The following is a 21,354-nucleotide window of genomic DNA, read 5'->3' as shown; positions in this document are numbered from 1 at the left end:
TATCGTGTAAGACCCCGTTCGAGACGGGGCTTACCGACCATAATTCGAGCTCCATGCACCGAGCGGTAGCGACAGTCTAAATGTGAACACACCACATGGCCCGTTCTATTCTATTGAATCGGATCCCATCGTGTCACAGCGTTATTCGGAGGGAATCGAGTGGTCTCACAGGTGTCTTTGCCCAGATCAACGGTGTTCAAGTCAGTAGAACTACTGATACGAGAGATTCACCTGTAGCTCGCCGGAGATTCCACGGATGAGGTCGGTCAGTTCGTTCTCGATGCGATCCGAGTCTAACCGGTTCGCTGGTCCCGAGACACTGATGGCACCGTACGTGTTGCCGGCGTTGTCTACTAGCGGGGCACCGACGCCGGCTACGCCTTCGAGGAACTGGTCAATGCCGTAGGCGACGCCGCGGTCCTGAATCTCGTCGAGTTCTGCTTCGAGTTCCTGCCGATCCCGACCGTCGGGGAGAGGGTAGTCGTAGCTTCCGAGGATTGTCTCCCGCCGGTGTTTCGGCAACACTGAGAGGATTGCCATGCCACCAGCGAGCCTGTACAGCTCGGTGTACTGGCCGATCTGTGAATTTGTCTGAATCGCACGACTGCCAAGCGCTTTGGCCAGAAAGACCGCTTTTCCGTTCTCTTCGACGATCCACCACGCTTTTTCATCAGTTTCGTCGGCTATCTCGTTCAGTTTCGGGGCGACCTCCTGGTACATTTCCTGTCGCTCGCGGACTTTCATCCCAATATCCAGAAACCGTAAGCTCAGCCGATACGCCTTGTTCTGGTCTTGGACGACGTAGCCTCGGCTCTGAAGTGTTGAGAGATGAACGTGGACTGTGCTCTTGGGCATCTCCACCCGCTTTGCCAGCTCAGTGACGCCGAGTGCCTGTTCCGTTTTCAGTGCTTCAATAATATCCAGCACCCTTCCGGCGGACTCTATCGGGCCTTGTCCTGTCATACACGTATATTTGGCTACCTGTTTATAAAATTATTCAACAAGATTGAACTCTATGTCCGGGGGCTGTGATCGCTGGTGTATTCTCAGTGGCGTGGCGGCGACTGCACCATGATATACCTACCCAAAACTCGGCAATCCAGTAACCCTGCGAAATTCCGTCTGTTCCGTTTGCGTCCCCATTGACCACGGTATGCCACTCAAAAACGGAGTAAGGCGGCATCATACTGGTGTTCTAGTTCCGGCCAATGCAGATCTCAGATTCTGACACTTTCTCGACCACTACCCTGTTCAATCTGATTGAACTAGGTCCCAGCATACGAAATGCAAGTAAAAACGTGACACGGATAGCAGTCTTACCAGGACCAGTCCCGTCACGGTCTCCTAGTCCGTTTCGACTTGCCCTGTTCGTACTCAGCACTCTCCTCGCAAACCACTTCTCGTAGTGCCTCGATACTGGTCTTCACTCAACGCCGATACTATCACCTACAACTGGAAACTCTCAGACTGATTCCGAATCGAATAACAGACGTACTCATGTTATTCTGTAAGCGTCCCGCTGAGGTATGTGGGCTCTAGATCTGCAGTGTAACCACCCAGCCGACAGTGAGGATTGTTCACAGGTGTTGAATCTCAGTCAGGGTTGCGTCTGTCTCTCCGCTACTCTCGGCCGTCTAGTGAACAGTGTAGATCAGTCGACCACTCCGATAATATCTGTACGCCTGTTATCTGACGGTCCCAGAGATGTCGTATTACGAAACAGAGCGCTGTTGCGGTCCTGATGCCTCACAACTATAATCGTTCACCTAGCAAGCCGCTCCGCCTTGTTAGCTACTCCTGGTGGTTGCGTGAATAAATTTCATATTGCGACACGAATTCCCGAACTCCCTCGCAGCGAGGGACTATTGAATACTGGGCAAGCAGGTATCAGATCATAGCATCAGCCAGTCCTGCTCTCAGAGAACTGTTACAATGGGTCGGTTCCAAATCGCTTCCTCCCAGTTTCCTTCCCGGCCGTTACTACCACTGGGCACCCTTCTCGGTTATTCTCGATACACGTACTATCGAGCGGGGCGGAATCAGAAAAAATCAGGCTGCAACCGGACTCTCTTCGTCGATTTCCGTTTCGTTGTTTTTGATCGCCGTACCGGAGTCCGCATCAAAGAGATGGATGGCATCCTCTGGGAACCGCAATCCGACCGTGACGCCGTTCCCGAGGTTCGACCCATCCTCGACGGTGACCGTGTACTGCTGCCCGTCGATAGTCACGTACACATGAAACAGGTCTCCAAGTGGTTCGACGACATCGACGGTCGCCGTAACTGTCTGCTCCGGGCCTGTCGCGGTGCTGAGCTGAATATCTTCGGGCCGGACACCGAGGATGACCTCCTCGTACCCGTCGAGTTGAGCGGCAGTTTCAGTGGACAGCGCGTAGGTAAACTCCTGATGCACTAGCGTTCCGTCCTCGACAGCGGCAGGTATGAAGTTCATCGAGGGCGACCCGATGAACCCGGCGACAAACCGATTGGCTGGACGGTGATAACACTCCAGCGGCGTTCCAACCTGCTGTAATACGCCGTCGTCCAGAATAGCGATACGGTCGCCCATCGTCATTGCCTCCGTCTGGTCGTGGGTGACATAGATGGTTGTCACGTCAAGCTCGTTCTGGAGGCTCTTTAGTTCGGTCCGCATTTTGGTCCGGAGTTTGGCATCCAGATTGCTCAGGGGTTCGTCCATCAAGAACACTGCCGGGTCTCGGACAATTGCTCTTCCAAGCGCCACTCGCTGTTGCTGGCCGCCAGATAGCTCCTTTGGCGGATCCTCAAGCAAGTCCTCGATGCCCATCATCTCGGCTGTCTCGGTTACACGCTGCTCAATCGTCTCCGTATCCAGATCTGTCGTCATCTTCAAGCCAAACGACATATTCTCCTTTGCGGTCATATGTGGATAGAGCGCGTAATTCTGAAACACCATCGCGATGTCGCGGTCACGGGGCTCGGTGCCGATAACGGACTCGTCTCCAATCAAAATATCGCCTTCAGTCACCGTCTCAAGCCCGGCAACCATCCGCAAGGTTGTCGATTTTCCACAGCCGGATGGGCCGACCAGTACTAGAAACTCGCCGTCGTTCAGCGACATGTCCACCGTATCGACAGCGACAACCTCGTCGCTCCCGTCGGAGAACGTCTTGACAAGGTTATCGAGCGCTAACTGTGCCATGCAATACCCGTTATTGCTTCACAGAGCTATATAATAGTTTGTGTTCTTCGATTATAGATGGGAACCTTTCATATACCTGGAGCGGATTTGAGTTCGTATACAGGACTAGCGGTAGTGAAAAGAGCACAACTATGGTTCCATTCACAACAGAGTCAGAGTCGGTGTATCGTCAGTTGGGTGTCACGCCGGTCATCAATGCAGCGGGCACAAAAACGCGGATCGGTGGCAGCCTCATTCGGGAGGAAGCCGCAGACGCCATGCGCGCTGCTGCCGACGAATTCGTCCAGTTGAGTGATCTAGAAGCGAAGGCGTCCGAACAGATCGCTGAAATCGCTGGGGCGGAAGCCGGATACGTTTCGCCGGGTGCTGAAGCCGGTCTGTTGTTGGCCGCAGCTGCCGCGATCGCGGGGGACGACCCGAAGACTATGTCGGAGTTGCCCCATCCGACAGACGCACCAACCGACATTGTGATGCCCCGGACTCACCGAACGGGGTACGACCACGCATTGCGGGCGGCTGGCGCAAACATCGTCGATGTCGGAACAAACGATTACCACCTCGGAACCGGTGCAACAAACGTTGAACCCTGGGAAATCGAAAGCGCCATCGACGAAAACACTGCTGGGGTTGCGTACGTCCAGAAAACATACACGCAGCCCGAACTCTCTACTGTCTCAGAAATTGCACACCGACACGATGTGCCCGTGATTGTCGACGCTGCCGCAGAAGTTCCGCCCATTGAAAACCTCTCTCGTTTCGTTGAGCAGGGAGCGGACATAGTGGTGTTCAGCGGTGGCAAAGGAATCCGCGGCCCACAGACGACGGGTCTCATCGCCGGCAAACGTCGGTATATCCGTTCAATCGCCGTCCAACATCAAGATATGCACGTCGATCGCCGGGTCTGGAATCCACCCAGTTCGCTTATCGACACGGAACGATTCGATGGAGTCCCCAGACAGGGTATCGGCCGGTCGCTCAAGGTTGGTAAGGAGGAACTTGTCGGCCTCATTCGCGCGCTGGAACTATTCATCGAGGAAGATCAGGAAGCGCTTGTTGCCGAGTGGGAGAATCTCGCCCAGAGCATGGCGAGCCAGCTCGAGTCAGCGGGCGTGGCGACCACAGTTGTCGCTGGCGGTGAGCAGAGTGTGGCACCTCACGTTATTGTCGATATCTCTAGCTCCCAATCCACCTCCTCGGCAGCGACGCTGGTCTCAGAGCTTCAGCGGGAGGACCCCCGCGTGTATGTCGGTGAGGATCGTATCGACGGGGGAGAGATTGTTCTCAACCCAATGTGCCTTGACGAAGACGGTGCTGCGTACGTCGTCGACCGCCTGCTCACACATCTGTGACGAAGAAAAAATATAAATAATAACTTACAATACCATAGCATAGTATGGATGTCCTCGTAGTAGTTGCCCACCCAGACGACGCAGATGTCTTCTGTGGCGGTACGATAGCAAAGCACGCTGAACGTGGGGATGAGGTTAGTATCGTCCATATGACTCGGGGCGAATACGGCGGGCTGCGAACGGACTCACAGGAAGCGGTCGGGCGAGTCCGCGAACAGGAGGCCCGCGCCTCGGGAGCCGTGTTAGGCGCGGCAGAAGTCGCTTTTCTCGATTTCAAGGACGGGCGGATCACTTACTCTCTGGAAAACCGTGTCGAGATGGTGGATGTAATCCGTGAATATGCGCCGGACATCATCCTCACACATTACAAAGACGATTTGCACCCAGATCATCGGGCGACTTCACGGTTAGTTACGGACGCGTATTACATGGCATCGCTGCCTCTCGTTGAGACGGATTTCGAACCCTGCGATCCGGACAACATCTACTACTTCGGCAAGCCGACATCGGAGTTTACCCCCTCCATGTTCATCGATATCGATGGGTATCTGGAACAAAAGGTCACAGCAATCAAGAAACACGAGTCACAGGTGGAGTTCCTCGTCGAGCACGGGGGCATCGATGCCGAGTTCGACAATCTCATCGACGGACTTCGCGCCGAGAATCTCGTGTTCGGGAAACAGGCTGGTGCCCGCAGCGCAGAGGGGTTCGTCCCGCTCCACGAATCTGCACAGGAATTCCTCGGATAGCCTCTCGGGCACTTCAGCAGCACCGTCTTTGAAGATACCTCACTTGGGAATCGTGACCGGGAGCGTTCCAGTTGGTTCGACTGTCCCCGCCAGTGTTTTCGCCGCTGCCTGAATCGCACCTGGCGAGTAGTCGTACGTCGTCAAAAACGTCGCCGCGTCCGGACAGACAGCGAGGTCGTACGGGTTCCGCACAGCAAGGACAGCCAGCTGGTCGTGGTTCGCAACGAGTGTCTGGAGTGTCTCTGCCTGTGCCTCGTTCGACAGAGCATCGTAACTGACGGCCACAATCTGTTCGTCTGCTGGCGTTATATCGACGGTCTCCCCACCAGCCATGGTGCGTGTCGTAATTTCAAATCCGACCTCTCTGAACGCAACAGCGACCGCTTCTGGGTCGTATCGGTCGTCCTCGGCGGGCGACCCCCGCGTCCCGGTAAAGCTGACCACGTGCAGGTGACGCGACGTATCGAACGGGAGTGTCTCGCTGTCGTCCCTGACGAGTGTTATCCCACAGTTTGCAATCTCAGTTGCGAGCTGTTTCGACGCGGTCGCACAGCGACGCCACTCCGGCACTTCGGCAGTTTCGGATGTACCCACCCGTTGCTGTTTATACTGCTGGATACGATGCAACGACCGGTCGATTCGCTCCTCGGTAAGCCGTCCTGTTCGGACGGCGGTAAGCACGGCTTCAATCGCTGCACGCTGTCGATTGAGCGTATGTGAAATAGTGACAATATCACAGCCGGCCTCGATTGCCCGAACGGCCCCTTCGGCAGTGCCGACGCCTTCAGCAATCGCATCCATCTCGAGACAGTCCGTGACGAGTAATCCATCAAACCCGAACTGCTCTCGAAGTAGTGCTGTCTGGACTGCTGACGATATCGTCGCTGGCAGTTCCGCATCACCTGTTATTGCCGGAAAAGCGACGTGCGTGGTCATAATCGCGTCGATACCCCCCTGTATCGCAGCTTCGAATGGAGCGAACTCAACGCGCTCCAGTCGGGGCCGCTCGTGGGCAACCACCGGCAGATCGAGATGTGAGTCGACTGCCGTGTCGCCATGCCCTGGGAAATGCTTCCCACAGGCAGCGACATCTACGGACTGGAGGCCCTCTGCCATGGCTGCGCCCAGTGCGCCCACACGCTCGGGGTCTTCCCCGAAGGACCTGACACCGATTACGGGGTTCTCTGGATTGTTATTGACATCGAGGACCGGTGCGAGGTTCAGATTGATCCCGAGGCTCTGTAGTTCTCGTCCGACGGTCGCACCTGCTTTTCGAGCCATCGCGTCGTCATCACAGGCCCCGATGAGCATCTGACCCGGTAGCTGTGTGCCCCAGTCGAGGCGTGAGACGACACCCCCTTCTTGATCGGTGGCGACGAACAGTGGGAGGCCAGCGCCGACCGCCGTGGCTTCTGACTGCAACTCCGCTGAGAGCGCTGTCACCTGCGATGGAGATGCGATATTTCTGGCGAAGTAAATGATGTTTCCGAGGTTGTACTCACGAATCAGTTCCCGTATCCCATCAGTCGGTTCGGAGCCATCGAATCCAGCCATGAATAACTGGCCGACTTTCTGTTCCAATGGCATACTCGCTACTGTCTGCGTCTGCATATAACAACACCCGACGTGCTGGGGATATAAAACTACGTTTGCGATCACAAACAGCTACAAAACTGTGCCCGAAGATTACTGCTTGACACTCCCGGAAGTTAGTCCGGAAACGATCTGCCGCTGGAACACGACGAAAATTGCGAGTAGCGGCACAGCGGCGAGGGTCGAGGCAGCCATCATCTGTCCCCACATCGTCTGGTCCTGCTGCTGGAAGTTCTGAATTCCGATGGAGAACGGCGTCACGTTGTCAGTCGCCAGGACTGACGCGAACAGCACCTCGTTGAACGCGAGCAGGAATACGAACATCCCAGTCGCGGCCAGGCCCGGTGCTGCAAGCGGCATCACGACGCGGAACAGGGCCTGTGTCCGCGTACAGCCGTCGATTCGCGCGGCTTCCTCCAGTGCTGTCGGAATCGTATCGAAATACCCACGAAGCATCCAGATAGTGAACGGGACGGTAAACGTCGTATAGAGGAAGATCATCCCATGGTACGTGTCCTTCATTGGAATGTTCGCGGACTGGTCCATGACAATGAACAACAGAAACATCGGGATGAGGATGAGTACGCCGGGGATCATCTGCGTTGCGAGTGCCCCCATCTCGAACTTCTCCTTGCCGGGGAACTCGTATCGCGACAACGAGTAGGCAGCTAGTCCACCGATAAGCAGCGAGAGGACGGTGGTCACACTCGAAATGACCAGGCTGTTAACGTAGTAGTCGACAAGCGGGAACCGCTGGAACATCAGGAAGTAGTTCTGGACATAGGGGTCCGCTGGGATTATATCGAGCCCGAGTTGCAGCACTTCATCGCGGGTTTTGAACGATGTCGTGAACATCATCCAGACAGGGAATATCGCGAATATGAGAACGAGGATGAGCACGGAGCGCCAGAGCAGTTGGTACATGAGCTCTTTGCCATCCGCGGTTAGCCGCATTTCGTCCGGGACGATCGTACTTTCTGACCCAACAGCAGCCATGAGCGAACTGAGCATCTCAGATAGCACCTCCGTCGTAGCTGGACGCCACAACGCGCTTGTAATAGACGTATGCGATGGTCATCGAGAACAGGAACAGCATCGCGCTGAGCGCGGACCCGATCCCGTACGCACTCTGTTTGAAGCCAAAGGAGTAAATGAGCAACATCAGGACGTTCCCCGATTCGCTCGGTGACCCTCCCAGCAAAATATACGGGATGGGGAAATTGATGAAGGTCCAGAGGATCAATAGCAGTAGAATGACGGCAGAGACGGGCTTCAACTGAGGCAGCGTCACGTACCGCAGTTTCCCCCATCGGCCGGCCCCATCTATCTCTGCAGCCTCGTACAACTGCTCCGGTACCGACTGCAGTCCGGCGTACAACATGATCGCCGCATACGGGAAGTTCCGCCAGACGTTCGCGATGATTATCGCATACAGCGAGTTTGGGCCCAGCAGCCAGAACAGGGACCCCTCGATGAGTCCGGCCTGACGGAGTAACGCGTTGATGACTCCAGTATCGCTCCGGAACATCATCCGCCAGGTGAGCAGCGTGACGACAACCGGTGTCACATACGGAATCAGGATCACGGTCCTCGCGACGAGCTTGCCCCGGAACTGCTTATCGAGGGTGAGTGCGGTGACAAGTCCGAGAACGTACGTTCCTATCACCGATCCAACCGTGTACAGAATGGTGACTTTGAGCGAGTTCCAGAACTGTGCGCCATAGATCGTATCCTTCTGGAAGACCTTCGCGAAGTGGTCAAGCCCGACGAACGTCTCCGGGCGGAACCAGTCGGTGTATCTGAGCGACGGGAACTCGTAGAAACTCATGACGAACCCGAGGATGACCGGAATCCCGTGGACGAGAAGCATCATTGCCAGAGCCGGAGCAATGAGCTTGAGCCCGAAGCGCTGGCTTGCAGGTAACGAGCTAACGTACGGGATATGAACCGCTGGGAGTCGACGTTTGACTCGCTGGTACGCGGACAGGAGCATACACAATCGATTATTATGCAATGTATTTAATCGTTCTGTACGACGCTAGAGTGACACGGTCCCGACACAAAGCTAGTAGCTATTCGGCCGGACAAGCGGAGAACCACACTGAAACGACCTGTTTTCGGAGTTTATCCCTGAAGCGCGTTCTCTGCCTGCATCGCAGCCTGTTGGAGTGCCTTCTGGGTATCGCCTTCGGACCAGGAGTCCGTTGCTGCCTTCGTGAGTACCTTCGTGACGGCTCCCTTGATCGCACCGGAGACATCACCCCAGCCCACGACTTGCGGCGCTGTCTTGGCGTTTGTGTTGTTCAGAACGTCTTCACTGAAGGACTGATACAACTCACCTTGGAAGGCGTCTTGCTCGAAACTACTCTTGATCGTCGGCAAGAAGCCAGAACCCTTCGCGAGTTCTGCGTTGACCGCTGGCTGCATCAGATACTCGATAAACGTCGCGGCTTCGCTCTTCTTCTTCGTCCAGGGATGGATACCCATGAGATTCACTCCGAAGAAGGTCGACGACTCTCCCCGGGGACCGGCCGGCGGCTTGCCGACGCCGAGTTCGGCGTCAATATCGTTTGCAACCCTGAGCCCCTGCCACGTCGAAGCTATCCGTTTGCTGCTGAACGCGTTGTTCCGTGCAACGCCGTTCCACTCGACCGAGGCCTGTGGGGATGCCTTGTGCGTCGTGGACAGATCCTTGTAGAAATTCAACGCCTCCACCGCCGCGTCACTGTCGAATGTCGGCTTGGACCCGTCAATCACACTCCCACCGTTTTGCCAGATGAGCATCATATAGTACTGGACGACTGCCCAGTTGTTCGCCCCAGGAATGCCGAACAGGTACCTCGTGTTGTAGCCTTCCTGTTCCCACTTTTCGGCCTGCTTGTTGTACTTCGACGCATCATTCGCGAGTTCGTCCCAGGTCGACGGGGGACCATCGATACCGGCTTCCTCGAACAGCGATTTATAATAAATGTGCCCGCGGGGTCCCCAGAACCAGGGGAACCCAGCACGGACGCCGTCGAATTTCCCTATCTGAAGTGGCGATTCGTAGATATTGTCTGTCGGCATCGAGACGCCGGCTTCTTCGAGGTCCATCCAGCCGTCGGAGTTGACCTGCTGTGGCATCCACGTCGACGCTATCTCTTCGACGTCCGGACCGGTCCGGGTGGAGATACTGTTGTTTTGCTTCTTCCGAGCGACGCCCCAGCCCATCGTCTCGAAATCCACTTTGATCCCGTGTTCTTTCTTCAGTATCGGATTGTGTTTCTCGTAGAACGTCTCAATGTGGTCATTGACGAAGTGCCGGACTGTGAGGGTCGTTATATCGTTCGATTGCTCCCCGGTGCTCGCGCCGGAGTCGCCACCCCCGCCGTCCCCGGCGGTACTTTCCGAACTTTCATTGCCGCCACAGCCCGCGAGCAGCGCGACCGTTGCCGCGCCGGCGCTTTTGATGAAGCGACGTCGCTGGCCGCTCCGCAAACTATTGTCTGACATATGCTATCACCAACGACCTAGGTAGTATATATAATTAATTGTTTAGGACATTCTTCGCAACGGTGCGATCCCATGAGCTACCACAAATACCTATCGTATGGTTTTATAAGACACTGCCATCAATCGGTAATCTAAGCGATCGCAGAGAGACTCCGATCAGTCGGATGGTTGCTGGCTGACCGGTGCCTCTGCCGGCGTTGTCGTTGAAACAACTGACCACAGTGCTGTCCCATGAAGATCAAACCATGACCACACACGCAGTCTACGACGAGATCCGTTCCGGTATCGACCGACTGAATGACTTCAAAATGAGCACGCGCGACCTTTCCGAGCCACGCAAGCGTATTGCACACGCTGACCGGGTCCACTTCATCGGCTGTGGGTCCTCATACTGGACCGGTGTGATCGGTCAGTATGCGTCGTTCCAGCGCGGCATCGACGCAACGGCGTACGCCGCGTCAGAATACCTGTTCGCCGGTCCGCCGATTACTGAGGAAACGGTTGTCGTCGCCTACTCCCAGTCCGGCGAGACGTCTGAAACCGTTACAGCTGCTCGACGAGTAAAGGAGAAGGGTGCATTCGTTATTGGCATCACAAACACCGATGATTCGTCGCTCGGGTCAGTAGCGGACGTGGTCCTCGTCACGCCAGCGGGGATCGAGAAAGCAGTCCTCGCTACCAAAACCGTCGATGCCGCGTTGATGCTGACGTTCTCGTTACTCGAAAGCAAATACAGTGAGTACACACCGAGCGAACTACAACGCATGTGCCGGAACGTCGTCGAACAGGACTTTCAGACAGCCGTCGCTGTCCTCGCGGAGGCCAAGACACTCTACACTCTCGGACAGGGGATCGAATATGGGCTTGCAGGCGAGGCGGCGACGAAGTTCGGCGAGGGTGCACTGTTGCATACGACGGCACTCCCGACACCGGAAATCAGCCACGGACCCATCGCAAACGCTGCCGGTGAGCCGGCACTCGTCATTGCTACCCAAGAATCGGAGGCATCGTTGACCAGCGAGGTCGTTTCAAAGCTACGCGACGCCGGAGTGACCACAATTGTCCTGCGGCGGCCGACGAACGACTACGGTGGAGACATTTCAATCGAACTGCCGTCTCGTTCGCCAGATCACCCGATAGTGCCGTTAAAGATCCTGCAATCGCTCACGTACAAGACGGCTGTCAAGAAGGGATACAATCCGGACGATCCACCGGAGCTCTCGAAACATATCGAGTGGAGTGCACTGGGGTAGCAGGCTGGATCAGCGATTCAGGCGAATGAAGCATCTCGATTGTGGATGAGAGGCCTACAGTGATGGAAGTCACGATACACAGCCGTACAACCGATATTTTATACCGGCGGGAGCTGGATTATGTCGTTATATCATGAAGATTAATCACACTCCGGATACGATGCAGCAGTATGCAAATCACCGGATACGAACTGTTCGAAATCCCTCCCCGCTGGGTCTTCCTGAAACTAGAAACCAGCACTGGGCTTCTGGGCTGGGGTGAGCCTGTTATCGAAGGCAGAGCGAAAACAGTTCGAGCGGCAGTCGAGGAGATGCTGGATCAGTACCTCATCGGCAAGGATCCGTTTAGAATTGAGGATCACTGGCAAGCGCTGTATCGTGGCGGGTTCTATCGCGGCGGACCGATCCTGATGTCTGCCATCGCTGGTATCAATCAGGCACTCTGGGATATCAAGGGGAAACACTTCGGCGCACCTGTGTACGAACTGCTGGGTGGGAAAAGCCGCGACAAGGTTAGAGTATATAAGTGGATCGGCGGCGACCGGCCGGAGGATGTCGCTGCAGAAGCGACGCGGTTGGCCGAGGCTGGCTACACTGCACTCAAAATGGATGCGACGAATCAGACCCGGTTCATCGAGACAAGAGCGTCGCTCGACGAGATCACAGAACGAATTCAGCACGTTCGAACAGCGGTGGATGACGGAGTAGATATCGGGATCGATTTCAGAGGCCGAGTATCAAAATCGATGGCCAAGACCCTTACCAACCGCCTCGAATCCGTCGAACCGATGTTCATTGAAGAGCCGGTGCTTCCCGAGAACATCGAACACCTTCCGAACATCGCGGCCCAGACACACGCACCCATCGCAGCAGGTGAGCGACTGTATTCGAGATGGGATTACAAAGATCTCCTCAAAACGGGGGCAATTGACGTGATTCAGCCCGATGTCTCTCACGCCGGCGGTATTTCAGAGATGGTCAAACTGGCTAACATGGCGGAGTCACACGATGTCGCCATTGCACCGAACTGCCCACTGGGCCCAATTGCGCTGGCTGCGTCGATCCAGGTCGATACGGTCGTTCCGAACCTGTTAGTCCAAGATCAGGGGTTCGACGTCCACTCTGAGACGACCAGTCCCGCACACGATCTGCTGAATTCGAACCCGTTTGCGTTCGACGACGGCTATCTGAAGACGCTGGACGGTCCGGGACTGGGTATCGACGTCGCGCTAGACGTGGTTCGAGAGAAGTCAGAAGCCGATCTCGACTGGCACAACCCGATATGGCGGCACGAGGACGGCAGCGTCGCCGACTGGTAACGATCGTTTCATAATAATAAAAACTTAAGATATAGACGGGAGTAGTAATCTTATGCCCGACGAAACTGAGACAGCAACACTCTCCGCACCGATGAAGACGTTCGCCATCGTCGACGTGCTCAGAGATGCCGACGGGCCGCTTGGCGTCTCAGAGGTGGCCGAACAACTCGCGTACACTCGGAGTACGACGTACAAGCACCTGAATACGCTGTTGCAGTCAGGCTACGTTACAAAGAGTACAGGGGACTATCAGCTGACGTTACAGTTTGCCGATATCGGCGAACACATCAAATCACAGGCACCCATCTACCACGACACGAAGCCCCAGATAGACCAGATATCAGCGACGACCGGCGAGTCTGCCGGACTGGTTATCAAGTGCGAAAAGCAAATCGCCGATGTCTATCATACCGCTGCTGACGACTCTCCGAGACATGTAAACTCCCCGTGTTTTCACTGCAGCGCTCCGGGAAAGGCAATCCTCGCAGCGACGGGTCCAGAGGAGGTCGATGCTATTTTAGACCACACTGATCTGCCTGCGATGACCGAAAACACGATTACGGACCGCCAGACGCTTACCGCCGAACTCGATAATATCCGGGACCGGGGGATCGCGTTCGAGCGCCGTGAGCAGTATCCGGACGTAAATTGCGTTGCGGTTCCGATTCAGGACCAGTCCACGACTGCAGCTGTATACGTGGCGGGACACGCTGACCGGCTGAGCGGGAAGCGGTTACAGGAGGATGTCCCCGGGATGATCCTGAGCGCCGTCAGGCAACTCAATGCGGAGCAGATCTGAGTCGATCGCAGCCATTCCTGTTCACGGAAGCACTCTCAGGATAATCTGGAATCGGCAAAGCTCAGTACAGCCACATCAGCTCCGGTCCTATTTGCTCGCCGGCAGTTTCAGCATTGCCATACATATCTCAACAAAGATTTTCATTCGAAATAGAGTATTTCTTTTAGTGAAACCATCCGACAGCGGGCTGCGAATGGCATAACAGCCGTACACTTATTATCCCGATTCGTTCAATTGAACCCAGGCCCTCCTAAATATGCACATATCGTACCGTAGCGGTGCTGTATCGAGCCTCTTTCACCTGCTTTCCTTTCCACCGCTCTCGTTCAGTATGCTTCCAGTGCCCAAACAACTTTTCATAATGCGAAACTCCCTCGACGAGAGACTTCTGTCTACTGGTCGAAACATTCAACTGTTGATGGACGGTGCATTTCACTCACGGGAATACCTACAACAATGGATGCAATCGCTGTCAAGCGGGGGAAGACTCGGCCAGAACGGATCGACATCGAGCGCCCGGAACCGGACGAGGGAGAGGTCCTCGTGAGGACTCTCCGTGTTGGCATCGACGGAACGGACTTCGAGGTGCTATCGGGATCACACGGCGAGTTTCCCGAGGGTAGCGACTACCAGATACTGGGCCACGAGGCCGTCGGTGTCGTCGAGTCCTCGAACGGGACCGCACTGGACGAAGGAGAGATTGTCGTCCCGACAGTCCGTCGGCCCGCAAACACGTCGAGTCGGTTCTTCGAGAACAACGAGCCTGATATGGCTCCACCTGGTGAGTATGTTGAACGGGGGATTGCGGGGGCGCACGGCTACATGGCCGAGTACTTCACTACACCCGAGTCGTTTCTCGTTTCGATCCCGGAATCGCTTGCGGATGTCGGATTTCTGGTCGAACCGATCAGCAATGCCGAAAAGGCACTCGAGCTGGCACAGCGGTCCAGGTCGACCTTCGAGTGGCAGAACTCTGCTGGACTCGTCCTTGGAAACGGACCGCTGGGACTGCTTACATTGGCGATGCTTGCAGACCGGTGTGAGCGAACGTACTGTCTCGGCCGTCGTGAACGACCGGACCCGACCATCGATATTATCGAGGAACTAGGGGCCACCTACATTAATTCTCGACAGACGGCCGTGGACGAAATCCCTACAGTCCACGAGCCGATGGATCTGGTGTTCGAGGCGACGGGGCACGCAAAACACGCGTTTTCGACGGTCGAGGCACTCGGTGCGAATGGAGTCGGTGTCCTCCTCGGCATCCCTGAGGACTGGGAATTTACTGTCAACGGTGGGGCGCTCCACAGGCAGTTGGTCCTCCAGAACAAAGCGTTGCTCGGGAGCGTGAATTCCAACTTCCGGCATTACAAACGCGCTCGTACCACTCTTGCAGAATACCCGGATTGGTTCCTTGCGTCTATCATGACGACCCAGTGCTCTGTGTCGGAGTTTGCGGATGCATTCGAGGAGTCGCCGGATACTATCAAATCGTACATTGAGTTTAGCACCTAAGTAACAGCATACCCGCAATGTACACGTATTCGGCTCAAAGAGTTGCATCCTATCCCACACACGCGTATTAATAATAATTTTAATTTTCTTTTAGGCTTGTTTGGGTAGATATCACTGTTTTAGAGCTTTTTATGTCAATAAGTATTGTTTTATGGAGGCACACCTCCTATGTTTAGACGCAAACATCTGCTAAACGAGTAGAAATAAACTGCTATACTCAAAATACGGGCGAGGGAAACCAGTGGATAGTGTCTTCGGGTACTGGCGATCTCGAAACTACCGACGGTCAACAAGGCGTTGGATTACGCAGTTACTATCCGTGCCTATGAAGGACTGACTCCACCGATCGATTCTTCAGCAGGGGTGCTATCGTTCGCGCCAGTGGCTACGTCTGGGAGTACTCATCGACCCACTCCTGTAGCGTGATACCCATCGTTGACTGCGTAATCGCGTTCGAGGACGCGGAGTTCGCACTCTTGACGAGTTCGGCTTCCAGTGTCCGCGTCGGGATCTCGCCGATAAAGTGCGGAATCGCTCGCTGGACCGCCAGCGGACAGCCGACCTCGTGTGCAAGTGCATAGCCTGACAGGGAGTGTGGGACCTCTTCCGTTGCGTATCTCGGGTCCGGATCGAGTAGTTTCTCGTCCTCGACGAAGTCAACGTACTCATAGCACTTTCCGACGTCGTGGAGTAATGTCGCCGCGACGATAACGTTGATATCGGGGTCGGCACCGTGGAACTCCTGCTGTTCGATAGCGGACTCTCGTGCGATTCTGGTAACACCGCGGACGTGCCTGACGTTGGTTACCTCGTGGATATTCCAGGCGTAGGGAATGTCCGTAATGTCGCGCCAGCCACCTCGTTCAAGCGCGAGTGTCCACGCTTCGATGACTTTGCTACGAAGGTCGTCCGATGAGATGTAGTCGAGTTCCGGGAACGCCCCCGTGACTTGCGCCTCGTAGTCGGGCATACTACCCCTCGTCCTTGACGAGCTGTTCCTGGCCGATAAACCGGGGCCGCTCGTCGATAGCTAAGAAGTTGTTCACGTCTTCGCGGGCCGCTTTCGCTTTCCCTCTGTCCGGTGCGTAGTCCCGTGAGCCTTCGCTGCCGAGCGCGTCGTATAGCTTCTCGATGTCGTCGAAGTAGAGTTCGGCGACGCCGTCGAACTCGGCGTTCTCGGGGTCTGTTGGGATGACCGTATTGTACTTGACGACGCCCTCGATTTCACGGGCGATCTGTGTGTGGTTGGTCTGCCAGTAGTCGACGAACTCCTCGTGGGTCATGTCGTCCTGCCGAACGAGAAACGCCGAGTGCTTGTAGAGACCGTCAGTATCGCCATCGACCTCGTCTTTCTGCACGATCTCTTCGCCGATAATACGCGGCCGCTCCTCGACAGCAAGGAAGTTATTCACGTCTTTGCGGGCCTTTGCGGCTACCTCCTTGGTAGGGTCATAGTCCCGGGAGCCGGGACTGCCCAGCGCCTCGTGCAGGTCGTCAAGCGTCTCGAAGTACAACTCCGCCAGCCCGTCAAATTCGGCATGTGCTGGCTCTGTTGGAAGGACTTGCTGGTAGCGAACCACGCCCTCGATCTCCTTCGCGATCGGCGTGTGATTGGTCTGCCAGTAGTCGACGAACTCCTCGTGAGACATATCGTCCTGTCTGACTAACAGAGCTACGTGCTTGTACATCATCAGCACATTTCTGACCTATGAGTATAAAAGCTAACGTTGTTTCCTGTCAGCGTGTTTAGGCCAGTAAAGATTAATGTATGCATGACGCCGAAGATTGAACCGATATGGAGGCAGTCAACCCGGCTACGGGCGAGCGGCTGGACGTGTACGACCCTGACGATGACGAGGCAGTCGAACGAAAACTGGACCGTGCCACGTCGACGTTCGAGGACTGGCGCGATGTCCCGTTGTGCGAGCGCGAGCAATTGCTGGTAAACGCCGGCGAGGTCCTACGGGAGAACAAACAGCGGTACGCTGAGCTGATGACCCGGGAAATGGGGAAACCAATCACGCAGGCTGTTGCTGAAGTCGAAAAGTGTGCCTGGGCCTGTGATCATTATGCCGAATACGCGCACAAATATCTCTCCGAGGAGCACCACCCCAGTCCGCCCGGGACAGAAGTAAAAACGGTCCATGACCCGCTCGGGCCAGTGCTTGCAGTGATGCCCTGGAACTATCCGTTCTGGCAGGTCATTCGCTTTGCTGCGCCCTATCTCACTGCCGGCAACGTGGGCCTCCTCAAACACGCCTCAAACGTTCCTGGGTGTGCGCTCGCGCTCGAAGAAGTGTTTGCCGAAGCCGGCTACCCTGACGGCGCGTTCCAGACGCTGTTGGTTGGCTCCAGTGACGTTGACGACATCCTCGCAGATGATCGTGTCCGTGCGGCAACGCTGACCGGAAGTGGCCCTGCTGGCCGTGCGGTCGCCGAAACAGCCGGCAAACATCTGAAAAAGACCGTTCTGGAACTCGGTGGGTCTGACCCGTTTATCGTCCTCGACGACGCAGACCTCGATGCGGCCCTCGAAACTGGGGTGCAAGCACGGACACTGAACGGCGGCCAGTCGTGTATCGCCGCCAAGCGCTTTATCGTTCACACAGACGTCTACGAGGAGTACGTTGATGGGCTCGTCGCTGCCTTCGAAGACCTCACTGTCGGCGACCCGATGTCCGACGAAACCGATGTCGGCCCACAGGCAGATCCAGACCTGATGGCCGAACTCCACGATCAGGTACAGGCCAGCGTTGACGCCGGTGCAACGGTGCTGACTGGCGGCGAACCGCTTGACCGGCCGGGGGCCTTCTATCCACCGACAGTACTGACTGATGTCCCCTCAGGGTGCCCCGCTGACACCGAGGAGACGTTCGGTCCAGTAGCGACCGTCTACGAGGTCGCTGATGTAGAGGAAGCAATCGAAGTCGCGAATGACACCCGGTTTGGCCTTGGTGCAAGCCTCTGGACGGCGGACCGAGAACGCGGCCAGCGTCTGGCACGAGACATCTCCGCGGGCTGTGTCTACATCAACGAAATGACCAAATCAGATCCACGGGTCCCGTTCGGCGGCATCAAAGACGCCGGTTACGGTCGTGAACTCTCTGAGATGGGAATCAAAGAGTTCGTCAACAAAAAGACGGTCTGGATCGAATAACCGTTCGCGTTTGCCACTGGGTGGTGCTTCTATTGCTGACGCGCTCGACTCCCGTCTGCTGCCAGCAGCCCACGGCAGCCAGCGATTTCGGTGACAGGACAAAGCTTCTTGTTTCACGGGGCGTTATGCGGGTGCATGGAGTTAGCTATACTAGGCGGTACTGGTGACATCGGTGAGGGACTCGCGATGCGGTTTGCCGCCGACACGGACCATGCGATTACGATCGGCTCGCGGGACGCTGCAAAAGCCAGCGAGCGAGCCAGAGCGTACGAAGAACGGTTGGCCGCCCACGGTGTCGAGACTGAAATCAATGGGACGGACAACAGTAGCGCCGCGGCCAGTGCAGACGTGGTTATCCTGGCCATTCCGCCACATCACGTCGGCGATACAGTTGAAGGACTCACAGAAGATGACGCGCTCTCGGACCAACTGCTCATAAGCCCCGCTGTCGGGATGAACGGTGATGGGGACGGACTTCACTACCGACCACCGTCGACAGGGAGCGTTACCGAGTTTGTCGCGGAGCGGGCCCCTGAATCTGTTCCAGTGGCCGGCGCGTTCCACAACCTTGCAGCGGATCGGCTGGCGGATCTAGAGGCCACGCTCGATGTGGATACGCTGGTAGTCGCCGACGATCCGGCGGTCAGTGACCGAGTCGTGTCGCTGACTGCTGATCTTGCGGGCGTCCGACCGATCCCTGCTGGGCCGCTTTCGAACGCCGCGGAAGTCGAGAGTCTGACGCCACTACTCATCAACATCGCTCGATACAACGAGGATATGCACGACGTCGGTGTGAGCTTCAGTTAGACTCCGGCGGCGCTTCTGTCCTCCGCTGTGGTTCAAATAGTGTCGCAGTGAGGTCGATTGTGTTCTCGCTTTTGCCTGTATCCACAAACAGTCACAACCAGACAGGGAAGTATTTTACCGCGCGTTGTCGATTCCGTCGATCGCGTCGGGGTTCTCGATACTCGAGAGGTCCCCGAGCTCTGCACCCTCGTAGACATTTTGAATGATTCGCCGCACAATCTTCCCGGACTGCGTCTCCGGAAATGCATCGACGAAGCGGACTTCACGCGGACGGAACGGCTTGCCAAGCGCTGTCCCGACTTGCGCGCGCAATGTCTCGCGAAGGTCCTCTGACTCCTCGTACTCCTCGTTGAGGATGACGTATGTGACAACCGCAGTCCCCTTCGTTTCGTCGTCCGCACCGATCGCAACAGCGGCGTTGACCGCATCGTGTTCGATAAGTGCGCTCTCGACTTCGGCCGGGCCGACCTTCCGGCCGGCGACGTTGAGGACATCGTCCGATCGACCGTGTAAGAACCAGAAGCCGTCCTCGTCTTTCTGCGCCCAGTCGCCGTGGTCCCACATATCGCCGAACCGCGACCAGTACTCTTCGAGGTACCGCTCGTCACCGCTCCACAGCGATTTTGTCATCGACGGCGCTGACGACTGACAGACCAGATACCCCTTCTCGTTGGCTTCGGCAACGGACTCCCCCTGTGCATTGACGACGTCGATGTCCATGCCGAGCGCCGGGCCACCGAGCGTCCCTGGCTTCAGCGAATGGAGCGGCGTCGGCTGGAGGAAACAGCCGAATATCTCCGTCCCACCAGAGATGTTCATAATCGGTGTCGTACCGCCGCCGACGTTCTCTAGGAACCACTCCCAGGAGTCCGGGTCCCACGGCTCGCCGGTCGAACCCAGCAGGCGCAGCGTCGAGAGGTCGTGGCCCTCCAGCCACTCGTCGCCGTGCTTCTGTAGCGCACGGATCGCTGTCGGCGAAATCCCGAACACCGACAGATTGTGGGTGTCGATCATTTCCCAGAACCGGCCCGGGTCAGGATAGTCTGGTGCCCCTTCATAGATGAAGACGGTGCCACCGTGGGCGTGATTGCCGATCAGCGTCCACGGCCCCATCATCCAGCCGATGTCCGAGACCCAGAAAAACCGGTCTGCGGGCTTGTGGTCGAACGAAAAGAAGAGTTCTTTGGCCGGTTGGACGAGCCCGCCGGCGTGCGTGTGGACGATGCCCTTCGGTTTGCCTGTTGTCCCGGATGAGTACAGCAGCATCGACTCGTGGTCGGCGGGGAGCGACTTGGTCTCGTAGTCGGCAGACTGGGACCCGACTGCATCCGTCCACCATTCGTCACGGGCGGGGTCCCACGAGAGAGCAGACTCTACAGAATCCAGCCGATTATAGACAATGGTGTGTTCGACGTGGCCGGCCGCTTCGATAGCCTCGTCCGCGGCCGATTTCAGATCGATCTCGCTTCCCCGGCGGTAGAAACCATCGCCGGTGAACAGGACCGAACACTCGGCGTCTTCGATACGGGTTGCTGTTGCGTCGACCCCGAAGCCGGAGAAGATGGGGACGGCAATCGCACCGATCTTGAAACAGCCATACAGCAATGGGACGATTTCCGGGACCATCGGCATGTATAGCCCGACGGTGTCACCAATTCCGATACCGCGCTCTTCGAGTGCATTAGCGACGCGATTGGCCTGTTGGTGGAGTTCGTGATAGGTAATCTCACGGACTGTTCCGTCCTCTCCTTCCCAGATTGTCGCGACTGTATTTCGGTTCTCAGCGTCGGGGGCTGCATGACGGTCGACGACGTTGTGAGCGATGTTGAGTTCTCCACCGACGTACCAGTCCGTGAACTGCGGGCCGTCTGTGTCATCGCGGACCTGCTCGTACTTCTGGTAAAACTCCAGGTCGAGATAGTCGACTATCTCATCCCAGAACCAGTCAAGTCCGGACGCCGGTTCACCGTCGATATCGGTGACTGTCCGTCTGTGTAGTTCTTCGAAGTTCTCGATGCCGTGCTCTTGCATGAACGCGTAGACGTTGCTCTGGGTGACGAACGCCTCGCTCGGTTCGTATCGTACCGCTTCGAGTGCTGTGAGTGAGTCTGACATTGGATTCACGTGGCTGTGACAGTGTC

The 21,354-nt window shown here is 56.4% G+C and carries 17 protein-coding genes; 8 read left to right on the top strand and 9 right to left on the bottom strand.

Features of this window, described 5'->3' with window-relative positions:
• Positions 1 to 210: 210 nt before the first annotated feature.
• The gene (locus ACYJ11_RS17760) at positions 211 to 963 is read right to left on the bottom strand and encodes an IclR family transcriptional regulator (protein WP_461648805.1); all 753 of its coding nucleotides are present in this window, start codon (positions 961 to 963) and stop codon (positions 211 to 213) included.
• Positions 964 to 2,049: 1,086 nt separating this feature from the next.
• A complete protein-coding gene (locus ACYJ11_RS17755; protein ID WP_461648804.1) occupies positions 2,050 to 3,180 on the bottom strand; it encodes an ABC transporter ATP-binding protein in 1,131 nt (376 codons plus the stop codon).
• 131 nt (positions 3,181 to 3,311) lie between these two features.
• Here ACYJ11_RS17755 and ACYJ11_RS17750 point away from each other — a divergent pair, with 131 nt between their 5' ends.
• Both ACYJ11_RS17750 and ACYJ11_RS17745 read left to right on the top strand, forming a co-directional pair.
• Complete coding sequence (locus tag ACYJ11_RS17750; protein ID WP_461648803.1) at positions 3,312 to 4,529, top strand: aminotransferase class V-fold PLP-dependent enzyme; 1,218 nt, start codon at positions 3,312 to 3,314, stop codon at positions 4,527 to 4,529.
• 44 nt (positions 4,530 to 4,573) lie between these two features.
• On the top strand, positions 4,574 to 5,278 hold the full coding sequence (locus ACYJ11_RS17745) for a PIG-L deacetylase family protein (protein WP_461648802.1): 705 nt from the start codon (positions 4,574 to 4,576) through the stop codon (positions 5,276 to 5,278).
• 39 nt (positions 5,279 to 5,317) lie between these two features.
• Here ACYJ11_RS17745 and nagZ read toward each other — a convergent pair whose 3' ends face one another.
• The 4 genes from nagZ to ACYJ11_RS17725 form a co-directional block, all read right to left on the bottom strand.
• A complete protein-coding gene (nagZ, locus tag ACYJ11_RS17740) occupies positions 5,318 to 6,865 on the bottom strand; it encodes a beta-N-acetylhexosaminidase (protein ID WP_461648801.1) in 1,548 nt (515 codons plus the stop codon).
• A 99-nt stretch (positions 6,866 to 6,964) separates the two neighbouring features.
• Positions 6,965 to 7,882, bottom strand: coding sequence for a carbohydrate ABC transporter permease (locus ACYJ11_RS17735; protein WP_461648800.1), 918 nt, complete (start codon positions 7,880 to 7,882; stop codon positions 6,965 to 6,967).
• 1 nt (position 7,883) lies between these two features.
• Entirely contained in the window at positions 7,884 to 8,744 is an 861-nt protein-coding gene (locus tag ACYJ11_RS17730; protein WP_461648884.1) for a carbohydrate ABC transporter permease, read from the bottom strand.
• A gap of 251 nt (positions 8,745 to 8,995) precedes the next feature.
• The gene (locus ACYJ11_RS17725; RefSeq protein WP_461648799.1) at positions 8,996 to 10,363 is read right to left on the bottom strand and encodes an extracellular solute-binding protein; all 1,368 of its coding nucleotides are present in this window, start codon (positions 10,361 to 10,363) and stop codon (positions 8,996 to 8,998) included.
• 245 nt (positions 10,364 to 10,608) lie between these two features.
• On the opposite strand from ACYJ11_RS17725, the gene ACYJ11_RS17720 reads away from it, so the two are divergent.
• From ACYJ11_RS17720 to ACYJ11_RS17705, 4 genes are all read left to right on the top strand, one after another.
• Positions 10,609 to 11,616, top strand: coding sequence for an SIS domain-containing protein (locus ACYJ11_RS17720; protein ID WP_461648798.1), 1,008 nt, complete (start codon positions 10,609 to 10,611; stop codon positions 11,614 to 11,616).
• A 170-nt stretch (positions 11,617 to 11,786) separates the two neighbouring features.
• Complete coding sequence (gene dgoD, locus ACYJ11_RS17715) at positions 11,787 to 12,935, top strand: galactonate dehydratase (protein ID WP_461648797.1); 1,149 nt, start codon at positions 11,787 to 11,789, stop codon at positions 12,933 to 12,935.
• A 52-nt stretch (positions 12,936 to 12,987) separates the two neighbouring features.
• Positions 12,988 to 13,734: an IclR family transcriptional regulator gene (locus tag ACYJ11_RS17710; RefSeq protein WP_461648796.1), complete on the top strand. Its 747-nt coding sequence runs from the start codon at positions 12,988 to 12,990 to the stop codon at positions 13,732 to 13,734.
• A 456-nt stretch (positions 13,735 to 14,190) separates the two neighbouring features.
• A complete protein-coding gene (locus ACYJ11_RS17705) occupies positions 14,191 to 15,249 on the top strand; it encodes a glucose 1-dehydrogenase (protein ID WP_461648795.1) in 1,059 nt (352 codons plus the stop codon).
• A gap of 385 nt (positions 15,250 to 15,634) precedes the next feature.
• Here ACYJ11_RS17705 and ACYJ11_RS17700 read toward each other — a convergent pair whose 3' ends face one another.
• Positions 15,635 to 16,219 (bottom strand): HD domain-containing protein, encoded by a 585-nt coding sequence (locus ACYJ11_RS17700; protein WP_461648794.1) that lies wholly within the window; start codon positions 16,217 to 16,219, stop codon positions 15,635 to 15,637.
• Between the two features lies 1 nt (position 16,220).
• Complete coding sequence (locus ACYJ11_RS17695) at positions 16,221 to 16,940, bottom strand: EthD domain-containing protein (protein ID WP_461648793.1); 720 nt, start codon at positions 16,938 to 16,940, stop codon at positions 16,221 to 16,223.
• 104 nt (positions 16,941 to 17,044) lie between these two features.
• Here ACYJ11_RS17695 and ACYJ11_RS17690 point away from each other — a divergent pair, with 104 nt between their 5' ends.
• Both ACYJ11_RS17690 and npdG read left to right on the top strand, forming a co-directional pair.
• On the top strand, positions 17,045 to 18,406 hold the full coding sequence (locus ACYJ11_RS17690) for an NAD-dependent succinate-semialdehyde dehydrogenase (RefSeq protein WP_461648792.1): 1,362 nt from the start codon (positions 17,045 to 17,047) through the stop codon (positions 18,404 to 18,406).
• Positions 18,407 to 18,541: 135 nt separating this feature from the next.
• Complete coding sequence (npdG, locus tag ACYJ11_RS17685) at positions 18,542 to 19,213, top strand: NADPH-dependent F420 reductase (protein WP_461648791.1); 672 nt, start codon at positions 18,542 to 18,544, stop codon at positions 19,211 to 19,213.
• 114 nt (positions 19,214 to 19,327) lie between these two features.
• On the opposite strand, the gene ACYJ11_RS17680 is transcribed toward npdG, so the two are convergent.
• Positions 19,328 to 21,328 carry an AMP-binding protein gene (locus tag ACYJ11_RS17680; protein WP_461648790.1) on the bottom strand — a complete coding sequence of 667 codons (2,001 nt, stop codon included), beginning with the start codon at positions 21,326 to 21,328 and terminating at the stop codon, positions 19,328 to 19,330.
• Positions 21,329 to 21,354 lie beyond the last annotated feature (26 nt).

This window comes from Haloarcula sp. H-GB5 (assembly GCF_054850705.1).
The sequence above is the reverse complement of the archived record's forward strand: the minus strand, read 5'-3'. Positions and strand labels throughout refer to the sequence as shown.

Coding starts and splice junctions, on each gene's coding strand:
- ACYJ11_RS17720 (WP_461648798.1), top strand. CDS start 10,609: ATGACCACACACGCAGTCTACGACGAGATCCGTTCCGGTATCGACCGA.
- dgoD (WP_461648797.1), top strand. CDS start 11,787: ATGCAAATCACCGGATACGAACTGTTCGAAATCCCTCCCCGCTGGGTC.
- ACYJ11_RS17760 (WP_461648805.1), bottom strand. CDS start 963: ATGACAGGACAAGGCCCGATAGAGTCCGCCGGAAGGGTGCTGGATATT.
- ACYJ11_RS17690 (WP_461648792.1), top strand. CDS start 17,045: ATGGAGGCAGTCAACCCGGCTACGGGCGAGCGGCTGGACGTGTACGAC.
- ACYJ11_RS17695 (WP_461648793.1), bottom strand. CDS start 16,940: ATGATGTACAAGCACGTAGCTCTGTTAGTCAGACAGGACGATATGTCT.
- ACYJ11_RS17725 (WP_461648799.1), bottom strand. CDS start 10,363: ATGTCAGACAATAGTTTGCGGAGCGGCCAGCGACGTCGCTTCATCAAA.
- ACYJ11_RS17750 (WP_461648803.1), top strand. CDS start 3,312: ATGGTTCCATTCACAACAGAGTCAGAGTCGGTGTATCGTCAGTTGGGT.
- ACYJ11_RS17710 (WP_461648796.1), top strand. CDS start 12,988: ATGCCCGACGAAACTGAGACAGCAACACTCTCCGCACCGATGAAGACG.
- npdG (WP_461648791.1), top strand. CDS start 18,542: ATGGAGTTAGCTATACTAGGCGGTACTGGTGACATCGGTGAGGGACTC.
- ACYJ11_RS17700 (WP_461648794.1), bottom strand. CDS start 16,219: ATGCCCGACTACGAGGCGCAAGTCACGGGGGCGTTCCCGGAACTCGAC.
- ACYJ11_RS17735 (WP_461648800.1), bottom strand. CDS start 7,882: ATGCTCAGTTCGCTCATGGCTGCTGTTGGGTCAGAAAGTACGATCGTC.
- nagZ (WP_461648801.1), bottom strand. CDS start 6,865: ATGCCATTGGAACAGAAAGTCGGCCAGTTATTCATGGCTGGATTCGAT.
- ACYJ11_RS17730 (WP_461648884.1), bottom strand. CDS start 8,744: ATGATGCTTCTCGTCCACGGGATTCCGGTCATCCTCGGGTTCGTCATG.
- ACYJ11_RS17745 (WP_461648802.1), top strand. CDS start 4,574: ATGGATGTCCTCGTAGTAGTTGCCCACCCAGACGACGCAGATGTCTTC.
- ACYJ11_RS17705 (WP_461648795.1), top strand. CDS start 14,191: ATGGATGCAATCGCTGTCAAGCGGGGGAAGACTCGGCCAGAACGGATC.
- ACYJ11_RS17680 (WP_461648790.1), bottom strand. CDS start 21,328: ATGTCAGACTCACTCACAGCACTCGAAGCGGTACGATACGAACCGAGC.
- ACYJ11_RS17755 (WP_461648804.1), bottom strand. CDS start 3,180: ATGGCACAGTTAGCGCTCGATAACCTTGTCAAGACGTTCTCCGACGGG.